Genomic DNA, 24,883 nt, shown 5'->3' with positions numbered 1-24,883 from the left:
TCGCGGCAAAAAATTATTTTCCCGCCTCCGGATGGGTATCAAATGCAGCCATTACCGCGGCCAGCTCCGCCTCGGTAAAACCGTGCTTTACATCATTTACGCCGAGACCAAACTGCTGCTGAAGTAACTGATACAACGACGGTACATCCGGTATATTGACCTGTTCAACGGCATGTCCCTGGTGGTAACGCGTGAAGTGGAAATTCGTTAATGTCAGCTTGCCGCCATCAGGCAAATGGCGGCACATCAACAAATGATGACGAAAATGGGATTGCGGCCAGTGAGCCGACCAGAAATTGCCCATCACATGATCGCTCTGCTGCTGCACCCCCAGATCAAAACAGTACATCGACTGCCAGTGCTCATGGTGGCGGAATTGTAAAATCCATGTGCTCCCCTCCTGCATCAGGCGGTATTCGCCATGCGGCGTTTGCTGGGGAATTTCAGCCTGCAGACGAAGCGGCGCGGTTAGCGTTTGGCCGCCAAACCCCACGTCAGCGATCCACTGCTCATCCTCAACATCAACCAGCAGCAAACGGTGCGTGCGCGGCGGTAAACTGGCGGGATGAGACAGAATGACCCGCCCCAATAAGCTTCGGACGTTAAAACCGATGTCGCGTAACGCACGTTCAAACAGGCCATTCAGTTCAAAACAGTATCCACCGCGTCGGGCATAAAGCAGTTTCTCCTCTAATGCCGTCTCATCGAGCTGTATTTCACGAGGCAGTAGCACATCCAGATTTTCAAAAGGAATCGCGCAGTTGTGCGCTAAGTGAAGCGTTCTGAGCGCTTCAACCGTAGGAACCCCCAACGGCTGACAATGTAATCGCGTAAAATAAGCATGTAAAAAAGAGGTCATCTGAGGCTTCCATTAACATTAATGCTTGCGTTCGGCACACAGGCTGAGGCGGATATCGCTGCGCAACAGCATACCCTATCCGTGGAATAGCGTTGGATACTTTTGAAAAAAATAAGACAGGCCGGCTACAGCGCCGGAGGTACGTAGAATTTTGGCGTACAAACGGAAATCGGGTTCTGAGAATCTCTTTGTGACACGCCGCCAAAATAGCGGCGTGTTAAAATTTTTAACGCCAGCTCAGCGAGTGTGATTTCTAACAAAACTGGCTAAACATAAGCGCTTTTTAATACTTGTCTAAATAGTTATGGTAACGATCTTTTATGTCGTCCGCCCGTTGCGCTTTCGCCTCGCCCATGCTGTTGGCCCGAGCGATATAATGTTCTAAACTCGGAATGGCGCCTAATGCCTGAGGTAAGGCATTATATGCTGCTATTCGCTCTCTGACAGTTTTATGGTCTTTATCAATATTATAATTATAGTACGCTGGCGCCTCAAAAAAGCCCTCTTCCAGTCTCATACAAATATCTTCAAAGGACCCCTTAACCTCAACGGTATGTTCGCCATCCGATATCCTGACGATTGGCTCACGTCCAGCCATCAGCGAGAGTTGTTCGAATGTTAACCTCCGACCATCAGAAAGGTCGACATCTATAGTATACAGCCCATCACACACAGCATCAGCAAGGTGATTATGGATAGTCCCTGCATTAGCACAGAACTCCTCAACTTTAGGCGTAACATTGCAATAATGTTCAATTACTCTCGTAAATCCGTAGGCCAGTCCTGCGGTAAGCACATACAAGATGCCTTTCATGATTTTTGTTGATAATTTATTTTCATAATCTCCTGCAGCAACATGAGGTAGCTTATTTCCTGATAAAGCTCTGGCATAGGTAGAAACTGATGTATGTGGCATATCCTACTCCTTCAAATTTTGCTCAATAGCTTTATATGTCCTACTCCTCTCTCATTATGACGATATGTCAATCAACAAAATTGCTCAAAGGCATACATTTTCAGGAGAAAAGGAGAATAACAGGCGCAACGGCCTTATCTTATGCTACTGCAATATCGTCAGGTAGTTTACCGTTCGAGGTTATATCTATGACCATAAATCCCACAAGTGATTAGCGCTGGTTAATTATTGCGCAACGCAAGCACTGCGGATTTGTGCTGGCGTCTTATCTGGCTGAATCGTGACCACACCGCACCACATCTGACCACACAAATAAACTCGACATTCTCATTTTGTCCTTTCCGTATGTTTTGCGTCATTTAACAATTGCAGGTAGGATGCTCCGCCGGCGGTTTTATCCCTGTCACAGAATCAGGGAAAAGCGGCATTCGCCATTGCAGGCAATCGATTGGTGAGCGCCCGTCGCGGCATAAGGAATTTTTCTGTCAGGACAGGCTATAACAGGTAACGTAATGAAAACACAGACTACGCACGCCGCAGAACAACATGCGGCGAAACGACGCTGGCTGAACGCCCATGAAGAGGGGTATCACAAAGCGATGGGGAATCGTCAGGTTCAGATGATTGCTATCGGCGGCGCGATTGGCACCGGTTTATTTTTAGGTGCAGGCGCCCGATTGCAAATGGCCGGACCGGCACTGGCGCTGGTCTATCTGATATGCGGCATTTTTTCTTTTTTCATTTTACGCGCGCTGGGCGAACTGGTATTGCACCGTCCTTCCAGCGGGAGCTTCGTCTCCTACGCCCGTGAGTTTTTGGGTGAAAAAGCGGCCTACGTCGCAGGCTGGATGTACTTTATTAACTGGGCGATGACCGGGATCGTCGATATCACCGCAGTGGCGTTATATATGCACTACTGGGGCGCATTTGGCGACGTTCCGCAATGGGTGTTCGCGCTCGGCGCGTTAACCATTGTCGGTACCATGAACATGATCGGCGTAAAATGGTTTGCCGAAATGGAGTTCTGGTTCGCGCTGATAAAAGTACTCGCCATTGTTATCTTCCTGGTGGTAGGCACGATTTTTCTCGGTACCGGTCAACCGCTTGAGGGTAATGCCACCGGTTTTCACCTGATTACAGATAATGGCGGCTTTTTCCCGCACGGCCTGTTGCCCGCGCTGGTACTGATTCAGGGCGTGGTGTTCGCTTTTGCTTCGATTGAACTGGTCGGTACCGCCGCTGGGGAGTGCAAAGATCCACAGACGATGGTGCCAAAAGCCATCAATAGCGTGATCTGGCGTATTGGTCTTTTCTATGTAGGATCGGTCGTATTGCTGGTTTTGCTGCTGCCGTGGAACGCCTATCAGGCGGGGCAAAGTCCGTTTGTCACCTTCTTTTCTAAACTTGGCGTGCCTTATATCGGCAGTATTATGAATATCGTGGTGTTAACCGCCGCGCTTTCCAGCCTGAACTCCGGGCTTTACTGTACGGGGAGAATTTTACGTTCAATGTCGATGGGGGGTTCCGCGCCGAAATTCATGGCGAAAATGAGCCGTCAGCATGTGCCCTATGCGGGTATTCTGGCGACTCTGGTGGTTTACGTGGTCGGCGTATTCCTGAATTACCTGGTCCCCTCCCGCGTGTTTGAGATCGTTCTTAATTTTGCCTCGCTCGGCATTATCGCGTCGTGGGCGTTTATCATGGTGTGCCAGATGCGTTTACGCCAGGCGATAAAAGAAGGCAAAGCCGCAGACGTCAGTTTTAAACTGCCCGGCGCGCCTTTTACCTCCTGGCTAACGCTGCTGTTTTTACTAAGCGTGCTGGTACTCATGGCGTTTGACTACCCGAATGGAACTTACACTATCGCCTCGTTGCCGCTGATCGCCATTCTGCTGGTTGCCGGCTGGTTTGGCGTGCGACGTCGCGTGGCGGAGATCCATCGCACTGCGCCAGTGACGGCGGATTCGACAGAGAGTGTCGTATTGAAAGAAGAAGCAGCGACATAACATTCCCCTTCCCCGGCAGCCCCAGGCCTGCCGGGTTTAATGCGCGTTGCCGCCAACACCGCATCGCGCCCAATGCTTAGTCAGCCTTAATCAACTGCGCCACATCATTGCTGTTAATTTCCCGCTGGTTGCCTTCCTGATCGGTATAACTGGTCATCCCCGTCTCTTTATCTAACTGTGGCTTACCCTGAGTTACGATCGTTTGCCCATTCTTCGTCGTCATCACATAGTTGGTTGTACAACCCGCAAGCATAAAAAACATCATGCCCAAACCTGAGCATATAAATAACTTTTTCATATTTTACTCGTGAATATAATGAGTTAACTACAGCAAAAAGGCAGTGTAATTCTCACAGAATCATCAGGCTATCGGCGGGGTGTAACGAGGCGTATCGGTGCGTTTAAAGAGATGACTGGAGGGGTTTCCCCCTCCATACCCTATTTACAGAGCAATGCGAATAACATCATCCGGCTGCGTCGCTTCCTGTTCACGTGTCGATTTCTGCTTCACGCTGACGTAGAGCGTTTTACCGTCTGCCGATAGCGCCAGGCTATTCGGGTACGTCGGCGTATCGAACGTTTTAACAACGTTATAGGTCTTCGCATCGATCACGCTGACCTGCCCTGCCTGACGGTGCGTCACATACGCCTCGTTACGTGTCGGGTTATACAGGACGGCCAAAGAGGCAGGCGCCGCGATTTTGGCAAGAATATTGCCATTACGGGTATCGACAACCAGAACCTCAGTCGCCTTCGAGTCGGTGATAAACGCGCGATGACCTGCGGTATCGAGACTCAGGTTAATAAAGAAGTGTTCTTTACCGTCATCCAGCAACTTCTTACGACCGAGAATTTTATTGCTGGCGGTATCGATGGTGATAAATTCGCCATCCGCATTGGTGGTGTACAGGCGTTGCGCTTTACTGTCGAGCGCCAGACCCGTACTCATTTTGCCGGTATTTTCGATCGTCGTTTTCAGTTTGATGGTTTCGCCATCCACTACCCAAATAGCACTCTCTTTACCAACACCGCTAATGTAGATCGTGTTGGTCGCCGCATCGGCAACCAGCTCACGGGGCTGTAACGGACGAACCTCTTCAGTACGTTTGCGCGCATCAAGTACCAGACGACCTTTTACATCACCCGTTTTGGCATCAATCGCGGTAACTGCGCTGTTAATGGTATTGCCAAACCACAGCGTTTGGGTCGCGGCATTGATGGTGGCGCCGAACGGCTTGAGATCGTTATGAATCGCTTGCGTGATTTCCAGCGTCACCGGGTCGAGACGATAAACTACGCCGCCTTTATCCAGTTTACGGCTTTGCGATGTAGCCAGCCAGAGCGCGTTTTCTTGCTGACTCCAGGCCATCTCATAAGCGCCTTTGCCTACCGCTTTACGCAGCATGTCTTCCGCCGCCAGCGTGCTAAATGAGGATGCGACGAGGAGCGAACCTAACAATAAAGAACCACGCAGGCGCGGCGAAAAAAGATGACGTAAGTGCATGACGACTCCCTTTGATAAAAACGTGTATAGCTGCTTCACACTACTTCGCTGCGCGGGATCTTCGTTCCGCACTTATTATAAGTTGAGAATAATAATCATTATTTATCAGAAAGTGGAGCTTTTCCTCACCTGCGAATGTCATGGCTCTTAAATACCGCACATTTTCTTAACTTAATGTGCGATTAAAATTTCAAAACTTTACATATTGACTACCCTTAATGTCACGTTTTCCGTTGATACGCTTACATTTATCCGGCATTTTCATGAAAATTATTTCCGTTAGACAGCGACTTTATCCCGCCCTCTTATTGCCTCTGACCTTCTCCCCGGTCCTTCAGGCCGCCAGCGCGCCCAATGAACAAACCATGATAGTCACCGCAACGCCGCAAACCGTATCCGAACTGGATACACCTGCCGCCGTTAGCGTCATTGAGGGAGAAGACATGCGTCTGGCGACGCCACGCGTCAATTTATCTGAGTCTTTAACCAGCGTCCCGGGATTGCAGGTGCAGAACCGGCAGAACTACGCGCAGGATCTGCAAATCTCTATCCGTGGATTTGGCTCGCGTTCCGCCTTTGGCGTGCGCGGCATTCGTCTGTATGTTGATGGCATTCCCGCCACCATGCCGGATGGACAAGGCCAGATTTCGAATATTGATATTAACAGCATACAAGACGTTGAAGTGTTACGCGGCCCCTTCTCAGCGCTATACGGCAATGCTTCCGGCGGCGTAATAAATGTCACCACCGAAACCGGGAGACAGCCGCCAACCCTTGAGGCCAGCAGCTACTACGGCAGTTATGGAAGCTGGCGCTATGGGCTAAAAGCCACGGGCGCGATGGGTGACGGCACACAGCCAGGCGACGTGGATTACACGGTATCGACTACCCGTTTCACCACCCACGGCTACCGCGATCACAGCGGCGCGCGAAAAAATCTGGCTAATGCCAAACTGGGCGTGCGCCTTGACGATGTCAGTAAACTCTCGCTGATTTTTAATAGTGTGGACATTAAGGCGGACGATCCCGGCGGACTTACCGAATCTGAATGGAAAGCCGATCCGCAACAGGCGCCCCGCGCTGAACAGTACAATACGCGTAAAACCATCAAACAAACTCAGGCAGGATTGCGTTATGAACGTCAGCTCAGCGCGCAGGATGATATCAGCGTGATGGCCTACGCCGGAGAGCGGGAAACCACGCAATACCAGTCTATTCCCCTGGTGGCACAGCTAAAACCAGCCCAGGCTGGCGGCGTAATTACACTGCAACGCCACTATCAGGGAATTGATTCCCGCTGGACTCACCGGGGAGAATTAGGTGTGCCGGTCACCTTCACTGGCGGGTTAAACTATGAAAACATGAGCGAAAACCGCAAGGGTTACAATAATTTCCGTCTCAACAACGGCACCCCTGAGTTCGGGCATAAAGGCGATTTACGGCGGGATGAGCGTAACCTGATGTGGAATGTCGATCCTTATCTGCAAACCCAGTGGCGGCTTACGCAAAAACTCTCGCTGGATGCTGGCGTGCGCTACAGTTCCGTGTGGTTCGATTCTAACGATCACTATATCGCGCCCGGCAATGGCGATGACAGCGGCGACGCCAGCTATCACCACTGGCTACCCGCCGGATCGCTAAAATATGCGTTAACTGACGCCTGGAATCTCTATCTTGCTGCCGGTCGCGGATTTGAAACTCCCACAATCAATGAGCTTTCTTATCGCGCTGACGGCCAAAGCGGGTTCAACTTTGACCTCAAACCGTCGACCAATGATACGGTGGAAGTCGGCAGTAAAACGCGGATTGGCAATGGCTTGTTGACCGCCGCGTTATTTCAAACCGATACCGATGATGAAATTGTCGTCGCCAGCAGTATGGGAGGACGCACTACCTACAAAAACGCGGGCAAAACACGCCGCCAGGGCGCAGAGCTCGCGTTGGACCAGCGCTTCGCCGGCGACTGGCGGGTGAAAGCATCATGGACCTGGCTGGATGCGACCTATCGCAGTAACGTTTGTCAGGGGCAAAACTGTGATGGAAACCGGATGCCCGGCATCGCCCGTAATATGGGATTCGCCTCATTAGGTTTTATCCCGGATGAGGGGTGGTACGCCGGAACAGACGTTCGCTATATGGGCGATATCATGGCCAATGATGAAAATACCGCCAAAGCGCCTTCGTATACCGTTGTTGGACTAAATACAGGGTATAAATTTAATTACAGTCAGCTTACCGTCGATATTTTTGGGCGGGTAGATAATCTATTTGATAAAGAATATATCGGTTCGGTGATCGTTAATGAATCTAATGGCCGATATTATGAGCCAGCGCCAGGACGTAACTATGGCGTGGGGATTAATCTGGCATGGCAGTTTGAATAAATATCCGGCAATAGCGGGGCATCCCCGCTATTGATAAGTCATAGTTTCATGAAGGTTACATAAAGTACTGATTTTTAATCGTCGCTACGTTTTGTTGCAAAACGTTCTGTAGGCAGTGGCGACTGGCTTCTTTATCACCAGTCACTAACGCATTAAGTAATTTTCTGTACAGATTAACGCCGTTTTGATAATCATCAAGTTTAAAATTATCATATAAAAAATGCAGGCTTGGCCCCAGGCGTACCCATAATTGCTCGATCATGGCATACAGCGTTGGCATATCCGCGTAGTGGTAGATCTCAAAGCGGAATGCGCGGTTGGCCAAAAGAATTTTCTCCATAACGCCACTTTCCAGCGCCTGTTGAAATTCATCTAATAGCGCATTCAGCGTCTGCTCGCGATCCGGGGTAATCTTACCCGCAGCGGCGACCACCGCCATCTCCTCCAGGGCAGTACGAATCGTATTAATTTCCAGCAAACTTTCCAGCGAGATCTCCGGCACCATAAACGCCTGTGCTGGCGCCACCGCCAAAGCACTGGAAGAGACCAGCCTTAACAGGGCCTCACGCACCGGCGTAATACTGACGCCTAACTCTTGAGCGATATTTTTAGTGATAAGCCTTGCGCCTGGTTTTAATGCGCCAATAGACAATTGATGCTTTAACCGATTTTCAACCTGTGTGGTCAGGCTTATATGTTGTGTTTTTTCCGTACCCGGCATTTTCCTTCCTTCACCTCTTGGCAGAACAACATCGCAATCGAGTCCCGAAGAAGTTTCGGAACTTAATTGTAAAAAAGATAATCCAGGCCTGAACGGCCAAATAAATAAAAGTGATAATTTACTTGCGTGATATTCTCATCTTTTACAACAATACAGGTTTCTTTATGGCAACCGTTTTATCTCCGTCATTCCTTCATGTATCGAGATTTTTGACCGGTTCAGGCCGCTGAGGGAGATAAGCTGCCCCACCGCGATCTGAATGATGAATATAAGTAAAGCCGGAATTTTAAAATTTGCACATTTTTATGGCGACATAATGCCGCCATTTTTTCTTTACGCATCGTCCGCTAAACGTATCACGACTTTGCCAAAGTTCTTCCCCGCCAGCAGCCCCATAAACGCTTCTGGCGCATTTTCCAGCCCATCAGTAATCTGCTCCCGGTAATGTATTTTCCCTTCTTTGATCCAACGCCCCATTTCTTGCTGAAACTCATGTATCCGGTGACCATAGTCCTGGTTGATGATAAAACCTTGCAGGCGAATACGCTTTTTAAGTAATGTCGCCATCAGTAGAGGCAGTCTGTCTGGACCGTCCGGCAACGCTGTCGCATTGTAGCCGCTGACCAGACCGCAGAGCGGAATCCGCGCCGACGTATTCAGTAGCGGTAAGACGGCGTCAAAGACTTTACCACCGACATTCTCATAATAGATATCGATACCCTGCGGGCAGGCCTGCGCAAGCTGTTGTGGGAAATTATCAGCGTGATGATCAAGGCACAGATCAAATCCCAAAACGTCTGTCGCATGACGGCATTTTTCCGCGCCGCCAGCAATACCCACGACCCGGCAGCCCTTCAGCTTGCCAATTTGCCCAACCGTTGCGCCTACGGGGCCGGTGGCGGCAGCGACAACCAGCGTTTCGCCCTCTTTCGGCTGGCCGATATCCAGTAACCCCATATAGGCGGTAAACCCCGGCATTCCTAAAATACCCAATGACCAGGAAGGATGTTGCGGATTATCACCCAGCTTTACCAACCCTTCGCCATCTGAAATGTCATAATCCTGCCAACCATTGTAACTCAACACCCATTCGTCTGGTCGGTAATCAGGATGGTTTGACGCGACAACGCGACTGACCGTACCGCCAACCATAACGCAGTCAGGTTCAACAGGCGGCGCATAAGAGGGTTCATCGCTCATGCGGCCACGCATATAAGGGTCGAGTGATAAAAAAACGGTACGCAATAGCACCTGCCCTTCACCGGGCGTCGCGACGTCATCTTCTTCGAGGCGGAAGTTATCCATCTGCGGCGCGCCGTGGGGACGCGAGGCCAAAACCCAACGACGATTTCGGTTGGTCTGTTGCTTCATTCTATTCTCCTCATGCCTGGCATAATCCATCAATAATAGTCGAACATTAGCTTTCTGAGGGAGTTAAACACTCTCAGATATCAGGCTGTGCGCTTTTGTGAACGACTTTCTTTCCCCTCTCGCTAAATATGAATTCTTGCGCTAATTCGTTGATTTATGCCGCCTTCAATAGTATTTCTAACACTATCATAAACATTCCCTGGGGTTCCCTATGACGATTCGCTTTGCCGATAAAGCAGACTGCGCCGCGATTACCGAAATCTATAACCATGCGGTATTACATACTGCGGCCATCTGGAACGATCGGACGGTCGATACGGATAATCGCCTTGCCTGGTATGAGGCCCGTCAATTACTGGGCTATCCGGTGCTGGTAAGCGAAGAAAATGGCGTGGTGACTGGCTATGCATCATTTGGCGACTGGCGCAGTTTCGACGGTTTTCGCTATACCGTCGAGCACTCGGTTTATGTTCATCCGGCGCACCAGGGGAAAGGACTGGGGCGAAAACTGCTCAGCAGACTGATCGACGAAGCCCGACGCTGCGGCAAGCATGTGATGGTGGCCGGTATTGAGTCACAGAATGCCGCCTCGATACGCCTGCATCATTCGCTGGGATTTACCGTCACCGCGCAAATGCCACAGGTCGGCGTAAAATTTGGCCGTTGGTTAGATCTTACGTTTATGCAGCTCCAGCTTGATGAACACGCTGCGCCGGACGCCTGCTGATGAACCAGTCGCTGACGCTTATCTTTTTGATCGCCGCCGGCGTCGGGCTGGTGGTACAAAACAGTATTATGGTGCGTATTACGCAGACATCATCGACGATTCTGATCGCTATGCTGTTGAACTCGCTGGTAGGGATCGTTTTATTTGTGACGATATTGTGGTTTAAGCAAGGCGCTACGGGCTTCGGCGAGCTGGTCGCCAGCGTTCGCTGGTGGACATTGATCCCCGGTCTGCTGGGGTCATTTTTTGTATTTGCCAGCATTAGCGGGTATCAGAACGTTGGCGCCGCGACGACTATCGCGGTACTGGTCGCCAGCCAGTTAATCGGCGGACTGGCGCTGGATATCGCGCGTAGCCACGGCGTCACGTTACGCGCAATGGTCGGGCCGGCGTTTGGCGCGCTGTTGCTGGTCATTGGCGCATGGCTGATTGCGAAGCGCCAGTTTTAATGGGTTACAGGATCGTGCCGCCTTTGGTGAGCTGTTCGCGGCGCGCGTCCCGATCTTCTTGATATTGTCTGCCGTGATGCGCGATAGCCGTGCGTAAACGCTGCTGCTGCACATAACGATCTTCGCGACGTAATTCAGCGTCATCGCTCAAGGCAATCAGCAATTCATTCATATGGGCAATTACGCTCTCCGCGATGGCGGCATCCACGCGGGCGCTCACTTCCTCCAGGTGCGACATAAGCTCTCCTACTCTTTATTCTGTAACAGCATGATTCGCCTATTATACGCGTTATTGTCGCCCGATGCGGTAATTCGCCGCCGCCACCCTGATTTAACTTACGTCAAGTGGAAACACGGGGCTTAATAGACCGAGAATTCGCGCCTTTTTGCCTTTCTTCCGCCGTTTGCTTGCGTATAGACCCCGTAAAGTAGACGCGTGAAGAAGTCTAAGGGATAACAACGTGGCAAAATCTCTCTTGCGCAGCGGCAATCTGGATGATTATCAGGCCGTGGGCGGCGGCGGTCAGGCCGTATTTGAATCAGCATTGCAAATTCGCGAAACGCTTCGTCTGCGTAAACAGCAGGCGATGGTTGACTGTCTGGCGATTCCGCAACTTAACGATAATGGCGATCGGGTTGACTGGTATTCGCCGATTGAAGGTCAGGCGATAGCGTGGAAAGCGGCTGACGAAGAGACACGTTCTCGGGCTTTACGTTATTTAGCCAGCACTTTTGAAAGCGCGGCTGCACTCAGTCGCAAAAGTCTGCAATCCGGTAAAACAGCGCTTCAGCTATTTGGGTCGCTACTTGAGAAGGCGACGCAATTTCCCGGCGAAAATCATGTTTTCCTGGTTAACGGCAAACCGGTTATCACCTTCTGGGGATTCGTTAATCTCAACGAAAATACACGCGATGATGTGCTGGACTGCCTGCGGGTAACCGAGGCAATCCCCGACATCCCTCTGGTCGAGCCGGAGCCGGAGCCCGAAGAAAAGCCGCTGGTAGAGGCGGCGTTTAGTCAGGCGGATGAACCCTTGTTAACGTCTGTCATTGAGCCGCCGAAAATGCCGGAGGAACCTGTTGCGCCGCCCGTTATCGTTAGCGAGCCGAAGTCGGCCACACCCATCCCGGTTGCTGAGGCGAAAAGAGCTCGCCGTCTACCGCTGTGGAGCTTACCTGTCGCTGCCGTGGTTATCGCCGCCGTCGCCACGCCTTTTTTCTGGCCATCTTCATCCGTTGACGGGTCCTCTCCTGTTCGCGCCGCGTCTGTCGCTACCGCGAAAACTGACGTTACCCCCTTGCCTGAACTCACCGCGCATTTGCCGCTGCATCGCGCTGAGGTGACGCCCGCCCCCAAAGCGGCGCCGCTGCCGGAAGCGCCTGTTATCATTACCGCTATCCCCAAAGACGCGCTGGTGATGGACAGTACGCAGATGAAGCTTGGAACCACGCGCTTTTTAAACGGTAGCTGGCGGGTCAGCGTGGATGTCAAAGATCCGATTACCGGCAAGCCGCCCTCTCTGCGTTATCAGATCCAAAATAACAAAGGCATCGCGCGCGTAGTACATGGCGATAACGTGGTTTGTCGGGCGGAAATTTTCTCTGGTCTGCATCAAACGGGCGAGCTGATGATTAAAAGTCGCGGCAATGCGCGCTGCACCGACGGTTCACGTTATCCGATGCCGGAAATTACCTGTAAAGCAGGCGTCAATGACGTCGCAACCTGTACCGCCCGTTATGGCGACCACGCGGCAATTCCGTTGACGTTTAAAAAGATAGGTGCCTGATTTTATGTTGGTCAATCTGTGTGATTACAAACAGAGCGTCACGCTCATTGCAAACAGCGGCGTCCAGTTTCTTGATTTTGGCTTAACGCCGCAAGAGTCGGCCCACTACGGACGTTTTGTGCGCAAAACGGCAAACGGCCCGCTACTGCGCCTCGATTTTGATCTGACCAGCGGGCGCTACACGTTGCCAGGACGTGCTGGCGGCCAACCCGAAGTCGTGAAACCGGAAAGCACTCAGACGCTGCACTATTCTCTGGATGTACTCGACGGAATCTGGCTCCCCCTGCCGTTCCTGCGTTTTAATCCGCCGCGTACCTTTATTGACGGGCCGGATAACTGGGCGCGCATTCAGGTACGTAAACTCAGCGAGCCAGATAGCGCCGGAAACACACACCGCATCACCCTCGCCTTCGACAGTCAGCTGGCAAAAAATATGCCTGCGGCGTTGGCGCCTTGCGAAAACGATCTGCTCAATGGCACACGTTTTGCGCTCGCCTGGCGCGATGAAGAAGTTGCCGATTTTCTTGACCAGACATGGATTGACGGCTGGCTGCGCGAGTCGTTTCTTCAGTATGCCTCACAGGTGGAAAACCGTTCGGAACAGGCCATACAACAAGCGCTGCGTAGCTTTGAGTATCAGGCGCACTGGCTGAATTTACTGACGCTGTTAGGCGAACAGCTTACGGTGCCGGAAGTGAAGTTTGTGACACATACGTTAAGCACGCCCGCAATCCCGGTCGATCTGATTCTGGATGTCGGCAATACGCATACCTGCGGCGTCTTGATCGAGGATCATGGCGATGCGAATGACGGGTTACGCCAGACGGCAGAGCTTCAGGTGCGTTCTTTAAGCGAGCCGCAGTATCTGAACGATCCTTTATTTACCAGCCGGGTGGAATTCTCAGAAGCGCGCTTTGGCAAGCAACACTTTTCTGTCGAAAGCGGACGAGACGACGCTTTTGTCTGGCCTTCCATTGTGCGTGTGGGCGACGAGGCTCGCGCCCTTGCTATGCAGCGTGTGGGCACCGAAGGCAGCAGCGGCATCTCCAGCCCGCGCCGCTACCTGTGGGATGAAACCCCCGCCTTGCAGGACTGGCGTTTTAGCCAGATCCACGGTAAAACGCAGCGCGAACCGCTTGCCACCGCGTTTCCGCTGATGAATCTGATGAACGATGACGGACAGCCGTTATTCCGCCTGCCGCATGAAGAAAGGCTACCGGTTTTTTCGCCGCAATACAGTCGTAGCACCTTGATGACGCATATGTTGTGCGAAATTCTGGCTCAGGCGCTGGGGCAAATTAACAGCGTCGCCACCCGGCTGCGGCTCGGCTTTCCCGCCTCGCCGCGCCAGCTACGCACCCTGATTTTAACGCTGCCTTCCGCCATGCCGAAACAGGAGCGAGAAATTTTCCGCCAGCGAATGTTTGAAGCGCTGGCGCTGGTCTGGAAAGCCATGGGCTGGCATCCGCAGGATGAGGATTTCACCACGCCTAAGCAGCGTGAAAAAAGCGTGGTGCCGGTACCAGAAATACAGATGGAATGGGACGAAGCAAGTTGCGGCCAACTGGTATGGCTTTATAACGAAGCCATTTCGCATTACGCCGGGCGTACCGAATCCTTTTTTAATGCGCTGGCCAGACCGGATCGCCAGCCTGAACCCGGCGTCGTCCCCGGGCGCGCGTTGCGCGTGGCATCGATTGATATCGGCGGCGGCACGACGGATATGGCGATCGTTCACTATCAGTTAGATGACGGCGTGGGGGCCAATGTAAAAATTACGCCTCATCTCCTGTTTCGCGAAGGTTTTAAAGTCGCCGGGGACGATCTGCTATTGGATATCATTCAGCGCTGCGTACTCCCTTCCCTGCAAACGGCGTTGCAACGGGCAGGCGTTACGGATGCCGCCGCCCTGCTGGCGACCTTATTTGGCGATTCGGGACGAATTGATACTCAGGCCATTTTGCGCCAGCAAACGGCGCTGCAATTATTTATGCCGCTGGGCCACGCGGTACTTTCCGCCTGGGAGCAAAGCGACATTAACGATCCGTTTGCCGGTTTACATGCGACATTTGGCGATCTGCTGATCCTACGCCCAACAAGCAACGTGATGAACTATATCCAGCAGGCGATCGATCATGCCTTACCGTCTGGTTCGCCGACATTTGATATATTCAATGTGCCGTTGCAAATCCAGTTTAGCCAGCTTCAGGAGGCTCTGCTGGCCGGTCAGTTTACGCTAACAACGCCGCTTCATGCGGTCTGCGAAGCGATCTCCCACTATCACTGCGATATCTTGCTGGTGACGGGGAGGCCGACCTGCTTACCCGGCGTACAGGCGCTCATCCGGCACTTACAACCGGTGCCGGTTAATCGCATTGTGTGGATGGATAAGTATCAGGTACATGAATGGTATCCCTTCAGTCAGCAAGGGCGTATCGGTAACCCAAAATCCACTGCCGCGGTGGGCGCGATGTTATGCAGTCTGGCGCTGGACTTACGTCTGCCGCGTTTCAATTTTAAAGCGGCTGATATCGGCGCGTATTCGACTGTGCGTTATCTTGGCGTACTGGATAATACCGTTAATACTCTTCGCGATGAAAACATCTGGTATCACGAGATCGATTTGGATAAACCCGGCGCGACGCTGGACGCTCGCCTGCATTTTCCGCTACGCGGCAACGTGACGTTGGGCTTTCGTCAACTGGCGAATAGTCGCTGGCCGGCAACCCCACTCTATTGCCTGAGCATTAATTCCGCCGAACTGGCGAAAACCATCGCTGGCGACGGCGTACTGAATGTGCGACTGAAATTACGCGGCAGTAGCAAAGATAGCGCCCCGGAATCGTTCATATTAAGTGATGCCTGGCTCCAGGACGGGACGCCGGTCGCCGCCGATGCGCTGACATTAAAATTGAATACGCTGGCTGACCGTCGCCACAGCGGCAGCCACTACTGGATAGATAGCGGGAGTGTATACCTGAAATGACAAAACCGTTAAACGCCACCCAGGCTGTTATCGAGTGGGTTAACAACACGCGCCGTTACGCAACGCGACTGGATGACGAAGCCGACGCTCTGCTGGCGCAACTTACGCTTGCCGCGGCGGATGAGTCAGCGCTCAACGCCGCCTGCGCGTCACATGGCTGCGTTGGTCTGTACGGGTATGCGCAATCCGCAAAAGCGCATCTGTTAACGACGCTATGCGGTGACGAGAATGGCAAGCTGGAAATTATCACGCCGGACCGTGACTATGATTATTTCAGCCACATCAATCCGGGTCATGCGCCAGCGAATATGGCTATTCGCTTTACGCGCGACATTTTTTCAAACGAGAACGGCTGGCCGTTGCGCCTGCGCTTGATCAGTGAAGCCGAACTGGTGCAGATCTTTATTGCCTGGACCAGCGCGTCCCCCATTTGTCGCCAGGTCGAAAAATCCATTATCACATCACGCCTGGAGAAATGGCAATCGCTTCGCCAACCGCAGCCCGTCCCCGGCGTTACCGCTGAAGAGGTAGCGACCATCGCGAGTTTCTGGCGCTCTTGCCTGCCGTCCGCCAGACAACATATTGATGATGCGACATGGCAACACTTTGCCTCGCTCTTGCCTGCGCTGGATCTCACGACACGGGCGCACGCCTGGGCATTACTGTGGGGAGAGCAGCCGGAGATCACCCAGCAATGGCTGGCGCTGGCGCATATGTTGCAACAAACCGGCCATGCCGGGGAACTGGCGGCGCCGCTCAGCCTGCTGGTCGATCATTTTGGCTTACCGGCGGAAAACTTCCTGACGCAAATGGCGCTAACCGCCAGCGATACGCAAAGCGATGTGGTGGTGCATCCGGTTAAGGAAGGCCGACTGCTCAATGCGGTCAGCCTTTCGCTTGATTCTCTGGCGCTGCTTACCCGCGAACTGGTGCTAACCGTTGAAAATAGCGTACTGGATAACGTTGATTTACTGGATATTCCGGTCGCGCCAGACAGTCATCCTCATCCGTTATGGCGGGCGAAATTAGGCTGGATGCTGGCCCATTACCGCCAACAGGTACAGCCCGATGTTCTGGTGATTTGCAATGCTCTGGCATCTCGCTCGCAAACGTCCACTGCCGCCCGTCACTTACTGGAGTGGGTTAACGCCACGCAGCCGCAGCATGAATCAGCGTTACCCGGCGTCGTCTGGGCTATTACTCCACAGGATGCCCGTTTTGCCACCCAGCAAAATCTGGATGAGGCCGTCCAGCAGTTGATGGGTAAACCTGGCGTGCATTGGGGAACGTTGCAGGCGCTGGATAAACACAGTATGCAGCGTTTGGTGGAGTGGTTATCGCAGGCGACATCGGCACCACAGCGACAGGCGCGCTTACAGGCGTTACGCGAACAACTGCGAGGCCGCGTGCGCGATCTGTTACCGATGTTTGATGACGCGCGGCTACCGGTTGAAACCGTGATCCGGCGTCTTCAGGCCCAGGCCGCCAGACATGGCGACCTGCTGGCCGGGCTGTTACCGCCGGTACAGAACTTCGAAGCGTTGCTGCGCACCCGACAGTCGCGAGAAGAACAGGTCAGCGGTTTATTTAATGACGCGATCGATCTCTTTGCCGACGAACCAACGCACGCTTCAGCGTCAGAAGGTCATGAAACAGGCTACCAGGCGCACAAAATGTGGATCAATCATCTGCGCCAGTGGGCCCACTGCCGGGATAATGCGCAGCGTCTGGGACTGGAACCGCAGATGCTCAATGCCGTGGCGGAGATTTTAATTACCGCCAGCTATCGTCTCGGTTTACCTCAGCAGTTACAGAAAACCATGCAGCGCGAGGAGGTGAGCGGCGCGCAGCTTCATGCCATCATTGGTAACTTCATCGCCTGGCTCGGCTACGCCAATATCGAGGAGGCCCAACGCCCGGCCAGCCGCGTTCAGAAAGGCGCAGCCATTTTCGCCGCAACGCCGCGTTCGACAATGTTGCGTCTAACAAAGCTTGACGAACAGCCCGTTCACGCCGCCAGCCGCTATGTCTATGACTGGCTTGTTGCGCTGTATACCCTGGCCAATGAGAACGCAGGATATCGGCATCCGCAGGACGTTACCGACGTAGACAGAGCGCAATTAATTGCCCTGATAGCCTGACCTGGCGGAAAAACCATGCCCGGTAACCTGTATCGGGCTTGAGGTCAGAAAAGCGAAAACAGCAATGCGACGGGGAAACTTATCGGCCATGTCGCGCCAACCAAAAAGGCGCTCAGGAAACGAATTCGTTTTTTGTCATGAGTCAAAAACCAGGTGATCAGGGATGATATCACCGCCATGACGGCGTAAAAAATTAATATCTTTTGAAAGAGGGTCATATCAGGCATCCGCGCCAACCAGAGGAAAAAACGCGCGCAATATGCTCTTTTTATTTGACACACATCAAGGTTTATCGGCCTTGACAGCAAAACGTTCTCAATGCACGGCTCCGCTCACAGAATATCCTGTTTACGTATTATTGCGGATCTCGCCAACCCGTACTATACCCATAGGGGTTATGATGAAAGGTGGCGAAAATGAATGTTTCCAGTAAAACCGTCGTGCTGATTAATGTCTTTGCTGCTGCAGGACTTTTGGGTCTGATCTCGTTGAGATTCGGCTGGTTTGCTTGAGGTGTTCAACCTTTGAGTACTTGCTGCGCATGTTGGCGGGGAGGTCCCCCTCTCCGCCGACACCCGCCTATTTTTTCACGATTTTTCTGAACAGTAAATGATCCTTAATGCTTAACCATGATGTGGCGGACAAGGGTGTAGTCTTCCAGACCATACAATGACATATCTTTGCCGTATCCCGACTGTTTTTGCCCTCCATGCGGCATCTCGCTAACCAACATGAAATGGGTATTAATCCAGGTACAGCCATACTGCAATCTGGCGCTAAGCCGGTGCGCCCGCCCGACGTCCTGAGTCCAGACGGAGGATGCCAGACCATAGCGAGAATCGTTGGCCCACCTCAGAACCTGATCTTCATCATCAAAGACGGTTATACTGACCACCGGGCCGAAGACTTCGCGTTGCACGATGGCATCTTCCTGTTTTGCGTCTGCCAGCAACGTCGGAGCGAAATAGTAACCTTTACCTTCCGTTTGACTTCCACCAGTAATCACACGGATATGGCTGAGGGCCTTCGCCTCCTCTACAGCCGCTGTGACGCGCTTCAGGTGCGCCAGCGAACTTAACGGCCCCAGCTCTGTCGACTCATCCTCCGGCGCGCCCATTTTCAGGCTGCTCACCGCGTTCCCCAGCTTTTCGACCAGCGCATCATAGATACCGCGCTGCGCGTATATACGGCACGCCGCAGTACAATCCTGTCCGGCATTATAGAAACCAAAAGTCCGGACGCCCTGCGCCACCGCATCCAGATCGGCGTCATCAAAAACAATTACCGGGGCTTTACCACCGAGTTCCATATGCGTACGTTTTATCGCTGGCGCAGTATGGCGCAGAATATGCTCCCCGGTCGCGATAGAACCGGTTAAAGAGACCATGCGTACTTTTTCATGACCGGTCAATACATCACCAACAGTTTGCCCTCGTCCGAACAGGACATTGAGCACCCCCGGCGGAAAGATATCCTTCGCCAGCGCGGCAAGTTTAAGCGCCGTCAGCGGCGTGATTTCAGAAGGCTTAATCACCACGCAGTTACCTGCCGCCAGCGCTGGCGCCAGCTTCCAGGCCGCCATCATGAGCGGATAATTCCACGGCGCGATAGAGGCAACTACACCAATCGGATCCCGGCGGATCATCGACGTATGTCCTTCCAGATATTCGCCCGCCGCCAGCCCACTCAAACAACGGGCCGCGCCGGCAAAAAAGCGAAAGACATCCACGATTGCCGGAATTTCATCATTAATTACGCAGTGCAAAGGCTTACCGCAGTTTTGCGATTCAAGCCGGGCGAACTCAAGGGCGTTTTGCTCGATGCTGTCCGCCAGTTTTAACAGACATTCCGCCCGTGCTTTGGGTGTGGTCTGCCCCCATTCGGCAAACGCGCTATCGGCGGCCAGCACTGCGGCGTCAACCTGCGCGGGCGACGCTTCCGCAATCTCAAGTATGACCTCGCCTGTCGCCGGGTTATAAACAGACTGCCTTTCTCCCTCGCCGTCCACCAGCACGCCATTAATCAGTAATTGATATTGCATAGCATTTTCCCATATCGTCATTAATCGATTTCCGGCGAACGGGCCGCCGCTTTCCTAAAAATAGACGGCGCGCCAGATGCTCACCCGGCACACTCGGGAAATTTAGTCAGGTTGTGAGCTGACACGCATTCCACCTCACACAAGGCTTTTAGCGCTCAGCATCTCGCGAATCAGGCTGCCAAGCTGTTTTACGGCCTGTTCTTCCCGTTCTCCCCAATGCCATGCGGTGTTAAAACGAAAGAAACGCGTCCAGGCGCCGGACGTTGAAAACATTTTCCCCGGCGCGATACTGATAAGGTGTTCAAGCGCTTTGGCGCTAAGTTCACCGGCATCAAGCTGCTCAGGTAGCTCCAGCCAAAGAAAATAACCGCTATCGTTATGGTGAATTTTTACTTCCGCCGGGAGATGGCGCAAAAGGGTTTGCCAGGCTTGCTGTTTACGTTCGGCAAGCTGCCTTCGCAATCGACGCAGATGTGCGTCATATCGACGTGTCGAGAGATAATCCACTAACGCCAATTGCATGGGGGAACTGGTGGATAATGTGCTCATTAACTGCAAACGCTGAATTTGTCTGGCATGGCTTCCTCCCGCAACCCAGCCAATGCGAAAACCGGGAACCAGACATTTGGAAAAAGACGAACAATGCAACACGGTATCGTCGCGATCCCATGCTTTGGCAGGCAGAGGTTTCTCGCGGCCAAAGTAGAGTTCGCTATAAACATCGTCTTCAATTAGCGTCACGTTATGGTGCGTGAGTAACGCGACCAGCCGCGCTTTTTTCTCAGCACTCAGCGTGAACCCTAATGGATTCTGACTGTTGGTCATTAACCAGCACGCTTTCACCGGATATTCCTGTAACGCCTGTTCCAGCGCCATAAGATCGATACCTTCTTTAACATCGGTGGGTATCGACAACGCTTTCAGGCGCAATCGCTCCAGGGCCTGTAGCGCACCGTAGAAACAGGGGTTCTCCACCACCACCCAGTCTCCCGGCGCCGTCACCGCCTGTAAACTAAGATTCAACGCTTCCAGCGCGCCGGCGGTAATGACAATCTCGTCAGGAGAAACGGTAATCCCCTGCTGCGCGTAACGGCGTGCTATCGCATAGCGCAATTCTGCATTACCTGGCGGCAAGTTTTCGATGACGCTCATTGCCGTCGCGGTTTTACTGACCTGCGCCAGAGAGCGGTTCAATTGCGGCAAGGGAAACAGGCGCGGATCGGGAAACGCTGAAGCAAAGGGCACCACTGAGGTATCACGACTGGCCTGCAGCATCTCAAAAATATAGGTATTGATATCTACGGCTTCATCCCGAATAACGTGCGCTGCCGTCGCGACTGACCGACAAACCGGATGCGGCGCGACATAATAACCGGATTGCGGACGGGCGATAATCCGTCCCTGACTTTCCAGCAACTGGTACGCATGACCGACAGTCATAAAACTCATGCCGCTACTGGCGACCTGCTCCCTCAGCGAGGGTAATCGATCGCCGGGCTGCCAAACGCCAGAGGCGATTTGTTCTCTAATTTGCTCCGCCAGACGTTGATATTTTTTCATTATTCGTTCTCATTGAGCGCTGCTTGCAGGTGGCAACCGCAGTGTATATCAGTTGTTAAAATTAACAATGATTTGCTAACTGTTATGGTGCTTTCCAACAGGCGTAATGATTAGATTTCGCAACAAAACGCCGTTTCAGGGTCTCTGCTTAACGGGAAAGTCAAACCAGGTGTTCGGGTATGGTTCATGAGTAAGGGAGAAGTGCCACCATTCGGTATCCAGTGGCGTAAAGCCCGCATCACGCATCAACGTTTGTAATAACAACCTATTTGCGCGTTGCTGAGCGGTAAGCATGACATTATCGGGATGGGATAACGGACTAAAACAGTCAAAGCCGGTACCAAAATCCAGACTATTATCTGGCGAGCGTTGCGCCGCGGACGCAGTACAATTCACCAGTGGTCGTTCGGGATGGTATATCGGTATTTTACTGTCGAGTGGAACAATTGTTAGATCAAGCGTACTTCCCCGACTGTGGCCGGATCTGGCGGCAAGATAACCTTCCTCAAACAGACGCTTTTTCTCTACTTGCGGATAAAATTCGTTTTTCATTTGGTTTTGAGAAGGATCTTTGGCCCACGCGATAAAGTCGTTCACTGCGCTTTGCGGACGGTAGCAATCATATATTTTTAAGGTAAGTCCGAAGGGGCGTAAACGATCGGCGACCTGCTTTAGTGCGTTCGCGGCTGGTCGTGTTAACAGGCAAACAGGCGCGTTATAGCCTTTAATGGGGCGACCAATAAAGTTATGGGAAGTGAAGTATCGCATGTCTACCTGTACGTCGGGGGCGATCGTAGTAATATCGACAAAGTCTTTTGGCTGGTGGAGATCAATATGGTTTTCAGCTGACATTGCCTGAACGGACAACAGGCTGAACAGGAGGAAAGAAAATACGCATTTTACCATATGTTACACCTCGCGAGAGTCACAGGGGTGATTATGTATTTGAGCAGGTAAAGATTAGCGGACACCGCTTAAACAGATGGTTAAAATAAACATCATTCCCCCTGTAATCTGTGCCTTATCACAAACGGAGAGGTTATATTTTGCTTATATGACCATTACGCCGCCTGTTCTATACCCAAAATAATTCGAGTTGCGTAAAGGCGGCAAGGGAGTGTGTCCCAGGAACACAGATAACGATGTGTTTTCACAAAGGCGAGTCTACCTGACCAGAAAGGTTATTTGATAATCAGTAGTACAGTTGTTGTCGCCTTCCATAACTAAATAACATTGTTTCGCCAAAGATAAGACCACTATATAGTCAGGAAGGCAATTAGTGAGGAACGCGTCAATTGTCGGCGATAATGCATCTGAAATTACGATTCACCGCAGTTGTGCAAACACATAGAATCCCCCTCGAACCGAGATAATTCGGTCTGCTGATCATAGCTATTATTCAGTAAGAACGCAGGTTGCAACGGCGGATCACGGGCGTGAAGAAAAATCCTGTGCCCCAAACTTTTTGGACAAGCGCTGAACCTGCCGTATACTTTTACTTAACGTACACTCCGCCATAAAAATAAACCCTGCGATGATACCGTAATGCCATAGGCATAACTTAAGGATATGCCATAAATCAAGCGAAGCATGATTTAACTTCTCAGTGATTGCGATAGTCTGTACAAATATTACGGGATGAAATAATAAGACGCCTAACAAAAATATCCCTGCCACGATCATGGCGAGTAACTGAAAAAAAGCCCATCCGATAACGAAGCGGTAAAGTAAAAGCAATAATAGCCGTCCACATTTTCTTAGCCATTCTGACTGCAAAATGCCCCAGGATGCTGTCTTTTCGTGAATTTCACCATCTGATTTCTTCATTTTGAGCCTCCTCGCAGGTTTTTATAATTTTATCGCCCAACAGGAAATAAAGCCGTCAGCTAATCGTTACAACAAATATAATTAAGACAAAAACTAAAGAGTAAGGAATTTATATCATAAGCACTATCAGTATTGGCCTTCTGCCCTGCCGCTAAATATCTCATTGTTGTTAGCCTAATAATACTTTTAGTTTAACTTCTTATAAGACAATTTCTACACGGTTGAGCAACTATTTACTTTCTCTAAAAATAATATAGCGCGTAATTAATCATTACTCATGGTACATGATGATGTGAGAATTAAGAAAACCATTTTACTTTCATTCGTTTTACCTGACATATTTCATGGCCAGGAGACGTGGGCATGACTAAAGCTACGGGTCGATATTAACAATAATGTTGACGGTTCAGGACAAAGCAAAAATCAGGTGTTTCACCGATAGGCAAACCGATGGCAACATGGGATAATATTTCGAATACCACCTATTCCAGTAATGAAGTCTCATATAATCACTTGTGGTCTACATTATGCCAATTACTATCGGGAGAGGGTTTCTAAAAAGTGAGATGTTTTCCCAAAGTGCCATCTCTCAACGCTCCTTCTTTACGTTACTATGGGAAAAGATTAAAGATTTTTTCTGTAGCACGCGAAGATCCGTTGCCGATCAATATATAAAGGAATTATGTGATGTTGCCTCTCCGCCTGACGCGCAACGTTTATTTGATTTATTTTGCAAGTTATATGAATTATCATCGCCGTCATGCAGAGGAAATTTCCATTTTCAGCACTATAAAGATGCTGAGTGTCAATATACAAATCTCTGTATTAAAGATGGCGAAGATATTCCGTTATGCATTATGATACGTCAGGATCACTACTATTATGAGATAATGAATAGTACAGTTCTCTGTGTTGATACTCAGTCTGCCCACCTGAAAAGATATTCTGATATTAATATAAAAGCTAGCACTTATGTTTGTGAACCGCTATGTTGCTTGTTCCCTGAGCGGTTACTACTCTCGCTATCCGGCGGTATAACATTTCCCGTTGACCTAAAAAATATAGAAGAGATGCTTATCGCCATGGCAGAAAAGGGTAATTTATGTGACTGGAAGGAACAGGAAAGAAAAGCCGCCATCTCCTCCAGGATTAATCTGGGCATCGCCCAGGCAGGTGTAACAGCTATTGACGACGCTATCAAAAATAAAATAGCCGCAAAGGTTATTGAGAATACTAACTTAACGAACGCAATATTTGAGCCCAATCATACACAAAGTTCAGTTACTCAACTAGTTTATTCATGTTTGTTTAAGAATGAGATATTAATGAATATGCTTGAGGAAAATTCCTCTCATGACCTGCTATGTTTAAACGATCTTGCTGAATATGTAGCGCTACAAGTTCATAACAGCCTTTTTTCTGAAGATTTATCTTCACTCGTTGAAACAGCAAAAAATGAGGCTCATCACCAGAGTTGACCACACCATAAATTATTATGGCTTACAATCCCCTGGCAATACCAAAACCATCTAATACAATACCTTTAAAATTTACTTCCAGGAAATAATGAATTTCGCATGGAGCGAATTGGCTCGTTATTTTTA

General features: G+C 51.1%; 21 protein-coding genes and 1 pseudogene. 9 read left to right on the top strand and 13 right to left on the bottom strand.

The genetic code is table 11. The annotated features are described in order from the left end of the window. Window positions 1–13 precede the first annotated feature (13 nt). Both nhoA and EOS98_RS11475 read right to left on the bottom strand, forming a co-directional pair. Window positions 14–859: an N-hydroxyarylamine O-acetyltransferase gene (gene nhoA, locus EOS98_RS11480; RefSeq protein WP_126524114.1), complete on the bottom strand. Its 846-nt coding sequence runs from the start codon at window positions 857–859 to the stop codon at window positions 14–16. A gap of 283 nt (window positions 860–1,142) precedes the next feature. Further along, a complete protein-coding gene (locus EOS98_RS11475; RefSeq protein WP_126524115.1) occupies window positions 1,143–1,775 on the bottom strand; it encodes an effector protein steA in 633 nt (210 codons plus the stop codon). A 512-nt stretch (window positions 1,776–2,287) separates the two neighbouring features. Between EOS98_RS11475 and ansP the strand changes: the two genes are divergently transcribed. After that, a complete protein-coding gene (ansP, locus tag EOS98_RS11465) occupies window positions 2,288–3,781 on the top strand; it encodes an L-asparagine permease (RefSeq protein WP_000857112.1) in 1,494 nt (497 codons plus the stop codon). A gap of 76 nt (window positions 3,782–3,857) precedes the next feature. On the opposite strand, the gene EOS98_RS11460 is transcribed toward ansP, so the two are convergent. Together EOS98_RS11460 and EOS98_RS11455 are read right to left on the bottom strand one after the other, a co-directional pair. After that, a complete protein-coding gene (locus EOS98_RS11460) occupies window positions 3,858–4,079 on the bottom strand; it encodes a YgdI/YgdR family lipoprotein (protein WP_000732362.1) in 222 nt (73 codons plus the stop codon). Window positions 4,080–4,223: 144 nt separating this feature from the next. Then, window positions 4,224–5,285, bottom strand: a complete 1,062-nt coding sequence (locus EOS98_RS11455; RefSeq protein WP_126524116.1) for a YncE family protein — start codon at window positions 5,283–5,285, stop codon at window positions 4,224–4,226. A gap of 263 nt (window positions 5,286–5,548) precedes the next feature. Here EOS98_RS11455 and pqqU point away from each other — a divergent pair, with 263 nt between their 5' ends. Continuing rightward, a complete protein-coding gene (gene pqqU / locus EOS98_RS11450) occupies window positions 5,549–7,669 on the top strand; it encodes a TonB-dependent receptor PqqU (protein WP_080203463.1) in 2,121 nt (706 codons plus the stop codon). Window positions 7,670–7,724: 55 nt separating this feature from the next. Here the strand turns inward: pqqU and mcbR are convergent, their stop codons facing one another. Both mcbR and EOS98_RS11440 read right to left on the bottom strand, forming a co-directional pair. After that, window positions 7,725–8,390, bottom strand: coding sequence for a colanic acid/biofilm transcriptional regulator McbR (mcbR, locus tag EOS98_RS11445; RefSeq protein WP_001119592.1), 666 nt, complete (start codon window positions 8,388–8,390; stop codon window positions 7,725–7,727). A gap of 333 nt (window positions 8,391–8,723) precedes the next feature. After that, a complete protein-coding gene (locus EOS98_RS11440) occupies window positions 8,724–9,761 on the bottom strand; it encodes an NADP-dependent oxidoreductase (RefSeq protein WP_042947238.1) in 1,038 nt (345 codons plus the stop codon). A 211-nt stretch (window positions 9,762–9,972) separates the two neighbouring features. On the opposite strand from EOS98_RS11440, the gene mddA reads away from it, so the two are divergent. After that, window positions 9,973–10,488, top strand: coding sequence for an L-methionine sulfoximine/L-methionine sulfone acetyltransferase (gene mddA, locus EOS98_RS11435; protein WP_000155373.1), 516 nt, complete (start codon window positions 9,973–9,975; stop codon window positions 10,486–10,488). Further along, the gene (locus tag EOS98_RS11430; RefSeq protein ID WP_001076571.1) at window positions 10,488–10,937 is read left to right on the top strand and encodes a DMT family transporter; all 450 of its coding nucleotides are present in this window, start codon (window positions 10,488–10,490) and stop codon (window positions 10,935–10,937) included. The genes mddA and EOS98_RS11430 overlap by 1 nt, the downstream gene beginning before the upstream one ends. A gap of 4 nt (window positions 10,938–10,941) precedes the next feature. Here the strand turns inward: EOS98_RS11430 and EOS98_RS11425 are convergent, their stop codons facing one another. After that, on the bottom strand, window positions 10,942–11,175 hold the full coding sequence (locus EOS98_RS11425; protein WP_000018720.1) for a YdcY family protein: 234 nt from the start codon (window positions 11,173–11,175) through the stop codon (window positions 10,942–10,944). Window positions 11,176–11,398: 223 nt separating this feature from the next. Here EOS98_RS11425 and srfA point away from each other — a divergent pair, with 223 nt between their 5' ends. The 3 genes from srfA to srfC are packed head-to-tail and all read left to right on the top strand — an operon-like array spanning window position 11,399 to window position 17,851. Further along, window positions 11,399–12,724 carry a virulence-associated effector SrfA gene (gene srfA, locus EOS98_RS11420; protein ID WP_094914163.1) on the top strand — a complete coding sequence of 442 codons (1,326 nt, stop codon included), beginning with the start codon at window positions 11,399–11,401 and terminating at the stop codon, window positions 12,722–12,724. A gap of 4 nt (window positions 12,725–12,728) precedes the next feature. Continuing rightward, the gene (locus tag EOS98_RS11415; RefSeq protein WP_126524117.1) at window positions 12,729–15,710 is read left to right on the top strand and encodes a virulence factor SrfB; all 2,982 of its coding nucleotides are present in this window, start codon (window positions 12,729–12,731) and stop codon (window positions 15,708–15,710) included. After that, window positions 15,707–17,851 (top strand): virulence-associated effector SrfC, encoded by a 2,145-nt coding sequence (srfC, locus tag EOS98_RS11410; RefSeq protein ID WP_126524118.1) that lies wholly within the window; start codon window positions 15,707–15,709, stop codon window positions 17,849–17,851. The genes EOS98_RS11415 and srfC overlap by 4 nt, the downstream gene beginning before the upstream one ends. Window positions 17,852–17,895: 44 nt before the next feature. Here srfC and EOS98_RS11405 read toward each other — a convergent pair whose 3' ends face one another. Continuing rightward, on the bottom strand, window positions 17,896–18,069 hold the full coding sequence (locus EOS98_RS11405; RefSeq protein ID WP_000171943.1) for a GhoT/OrtT family toxin: 174 nt from the start codon (window positions 18,067–18,069) through the stop codon (window positions 17,896–17,898). A gap of 198 nt (window positions 18,070–18,267) precedes the next feature. On the opposite strand from EOS98_RS11405, the gene yncL reads away from it, so the two are divergent. Then, entirely contained in the window at window positions 18,268–18,363 is a 96-nt protein-coding gene (yncL, locus tag EOS98_RS11400) for a stress response membrane protein YncL (RefSeq protein ID WP_001103198.1), read from the top strand. A gap of 104 nt (window positions 18,364–18,467) precedes the next feature. On the opposite strand, the gene patD is transcribed toward yncL, so the two are convergent. From patD to EOS98_RS11375, 5 genes and pseudogenes are all read right to left on the bottom strand, one after another. Next, window positions 18,468–19,913: an aminobutyraldehyde dehydrogenase gene (patD, locus tag EOS98_RS11395; RefSeq protein WP_000158093.1), complete on the bottom strand. Its 1,446-nt coding sequence runs from the start codon at window positions 19,911–19,913 to the stop codon at window positions 18,468–18,470. A gap of 114 nt (window positions 19,914–20,027) precedes the next feature. Then, on the bottom strand, window positions 20,028–21,452 hold the full coding sequence (gene ycdR / locus EOS98_RS11390) for a GntR family transcriptional regulator YdcR (protein WP_000760692.1): 1,425 nt from the start codon (window positions 21,450–21,452) through the stop codon (window positions 20,028–20,030). Window positions 21,453–21,587: 135 nt separating this feature from the next. Then, on the bottom strand, window positions 21,588–22,358 hold the full coding sequence (locus EOS98_RS11385) for a M15 family metallopeptidase (RefSeq protein ID WP_126524119.1): 771 nt from the start codon (window positions 22,356–22,358) through the stop codon (window positions 21,588–21,590). A 258-nt stretch (window positions 22,359–22,616) separates the two neighbouring features. Next, window positions 22,617–22,848, bottom strand: a pseudogene (locus tag EOS98_RS11380) (hypothetical protein). Window positions 22,849–22,880: 32 nt separating this feature from the next. Then, the gene (locus EOS98_RS11375; RefSeq protein WP_126524120.1) at window positions 22,881–23,279 is read right to left on the bottom strand and encodes a D-alanyl-D-alanine dipeptidase; all 399 of its coding nucleotides are present in this window, start codon (window positions 23,277–23,279) and stop codon (window positions 22,881–22,883) included. Window positions 23,280–23,806: 527 nt separating this feature from the next. Here EOS98_RS11375 and sifB point away from each other — a divergent pair. Next, window positions 23,807–24,757, top strand: coding sequence for an SPI-2 type III secretion system effector SifB (gene sifB / locus EOS98_RS11370; RefSeq protein ID WP_126524121.1), 951 nt, complete (start codon window positions 23,807–23,809; stop codon window positions 24,755–24,757). Window positions 24,758–24,883 lie beyond the last annotated feature (126 nt).

This window comes from Salmonella sp. SSDFZ69 (assembly GCF_004010755.1).
Taxonomy (GTDB): domain Bacteria; phylum Pseudomonadota; class Gammaproteobacteria; order Enterobacterales; family Enterobacteriaceae; genus Salmonella; species Salmonella enterica.
This window is presented reverse-complemented; position numbering and strand designations above follow the sequence as displayed.

Excerpts from the sequence above, each read along its gene's own strand:
- EOS98_RS11385 (WP_126524119.1), bottom strand. The coding sequence starts at position 22,358 with ATGGTAAAATGCGTATTTTCTTTCCTCCTGTTCAGCCTGTTGTCCGTT.
- EOS98_RS11415 (WP_126524117.1), top strand. The coding sequence starts at position 12,729 with ATGTTGGTCAATCTGTGTGATTACAAACAGAGCGTCACGCTCATTGCA.
- ycdR (WP_000760692.1), bottom strand. The coding sequence starts at position 21,452 with ATGAAAAAATATCAACGTCTGGCGGAGCAAATTAGAGAACAAATCGCC.
- EOS98_RS11405 (WP_000171943.1), bottom strand. The coding sequence starts at position 18,069 with ATGACCCTCTTTCAAAAGATATTAATTTTTTACGCCGTCATGGCGGTG.
- EOS98_RS11430 (WP_001076571.1), top strand. The coding sequence starts at position 10,488 with ATGAACCAGTCGCTGACGCTTATCTTTTTGATCGCCGCCGGCGTCGGG.
- patD (WP_000158093.1), bottom strand. The coding sequence starts at position 19,913 with ATGACGATATGGGAAAATGCTATGCAATATCAATTACTGATTAATGGC.
- nhoA (WP_126524114.1), bottom strand. The coding sequence starts at position 859 with ATGACCTCTTTTTTACATGCTTATTTTACGCGATTACATTGTCAGCCG.
- yncL (WP_001103198.1), top strand. The coding sequence starts at position 18,268 with ATGAATGTTTCCAGTAAAACCGTCGTGCTGATTAATGTCTTTGCTGCT.
- ansP (WP_000857112.1), top strand. The coding sequence starts at position 2,288 with ATGAAAACACAGACTACGCACGCCGCAGAACAACATGCGGCGAAACGA.
- EOS98_RS11425 (WP_000018720.1), bottom strand. The coding sequence starts at position 11,175 with ATGTCGCACCTGGAGGAAGTGAGCGCCCGCGTGGATGCCGCCATCGCG.
- mddA (WP_000155373.1), top strand. The coding sequence starts at position 9,973 with ATGACGATTCGCTTTGCCGATAAAGCAGACTGCGCCGCGATTACCGAA.
- EOS98_RS11455 (WP_126524116.1), bottom strand. The coding sequence starts at position 5,285 with ATGCACTTACGTCATCTTTTTTCGCCGCGCCTGCGTGGTTCTTTATTG.
- pqqU (WP_080203463.1), top strand. The coding sequence starts at position 5,549 with ATGAAAATTATTTCCGTTAGACAGCGACTTTATCCCGCCCTCTTATTG.
- srfC (WP_126524118.1), top strand. The coding sequence starts at position 15,707 with ATGACAAAACCGTTAAACGCCACCCAGGCTGTTATCGAGTGGGTTAAC.
- EOS98_RS11375 (WP_126524120.1), bottom strand. The coding sequence starts at position 23,279 with ATGAAGAAATCAGATGGTGAAATTCACGAAAAGACAGCATCCTGGGGC.
- EOS98_RS11440 (WP_042947238.1), bottom strand. The coding sequence starts at position 9,761 with ATGAAGCAACAGACCAACCGAAATCGTCGTTGGGTTTTGGCCTCGCGT.
- EOS98_RS11460 (WP_000732362.1), bottom strand. The coding sequence starts at position 4,079 with ATGAAAAAGTTATTTATATGCTCAGGTTTGGGCATGATGTTTTTTATG.
- sifB (WP_126524121.1), top strand. The coding sequence starts at position 23,807 with ATGCCAATTACTATCGGGAGAGGGTTTCTAAAAAGTGAGATGTTTTCC.
- mcbR (WP_001119592.1), bottom strand. The coding sequence starts at position 8,390 with ATGCCGGGTACGGAAAAAACACAACATATAAGCCTGACCACACAGGTT.
- EOS98_RS11475 (WP_126524115.1), bottom strand. The coding sequence starts at position 1,775 with ATGCCACATACATCAGTTTCTACCTATGCCAGAGCTTTATCAGGAAAT.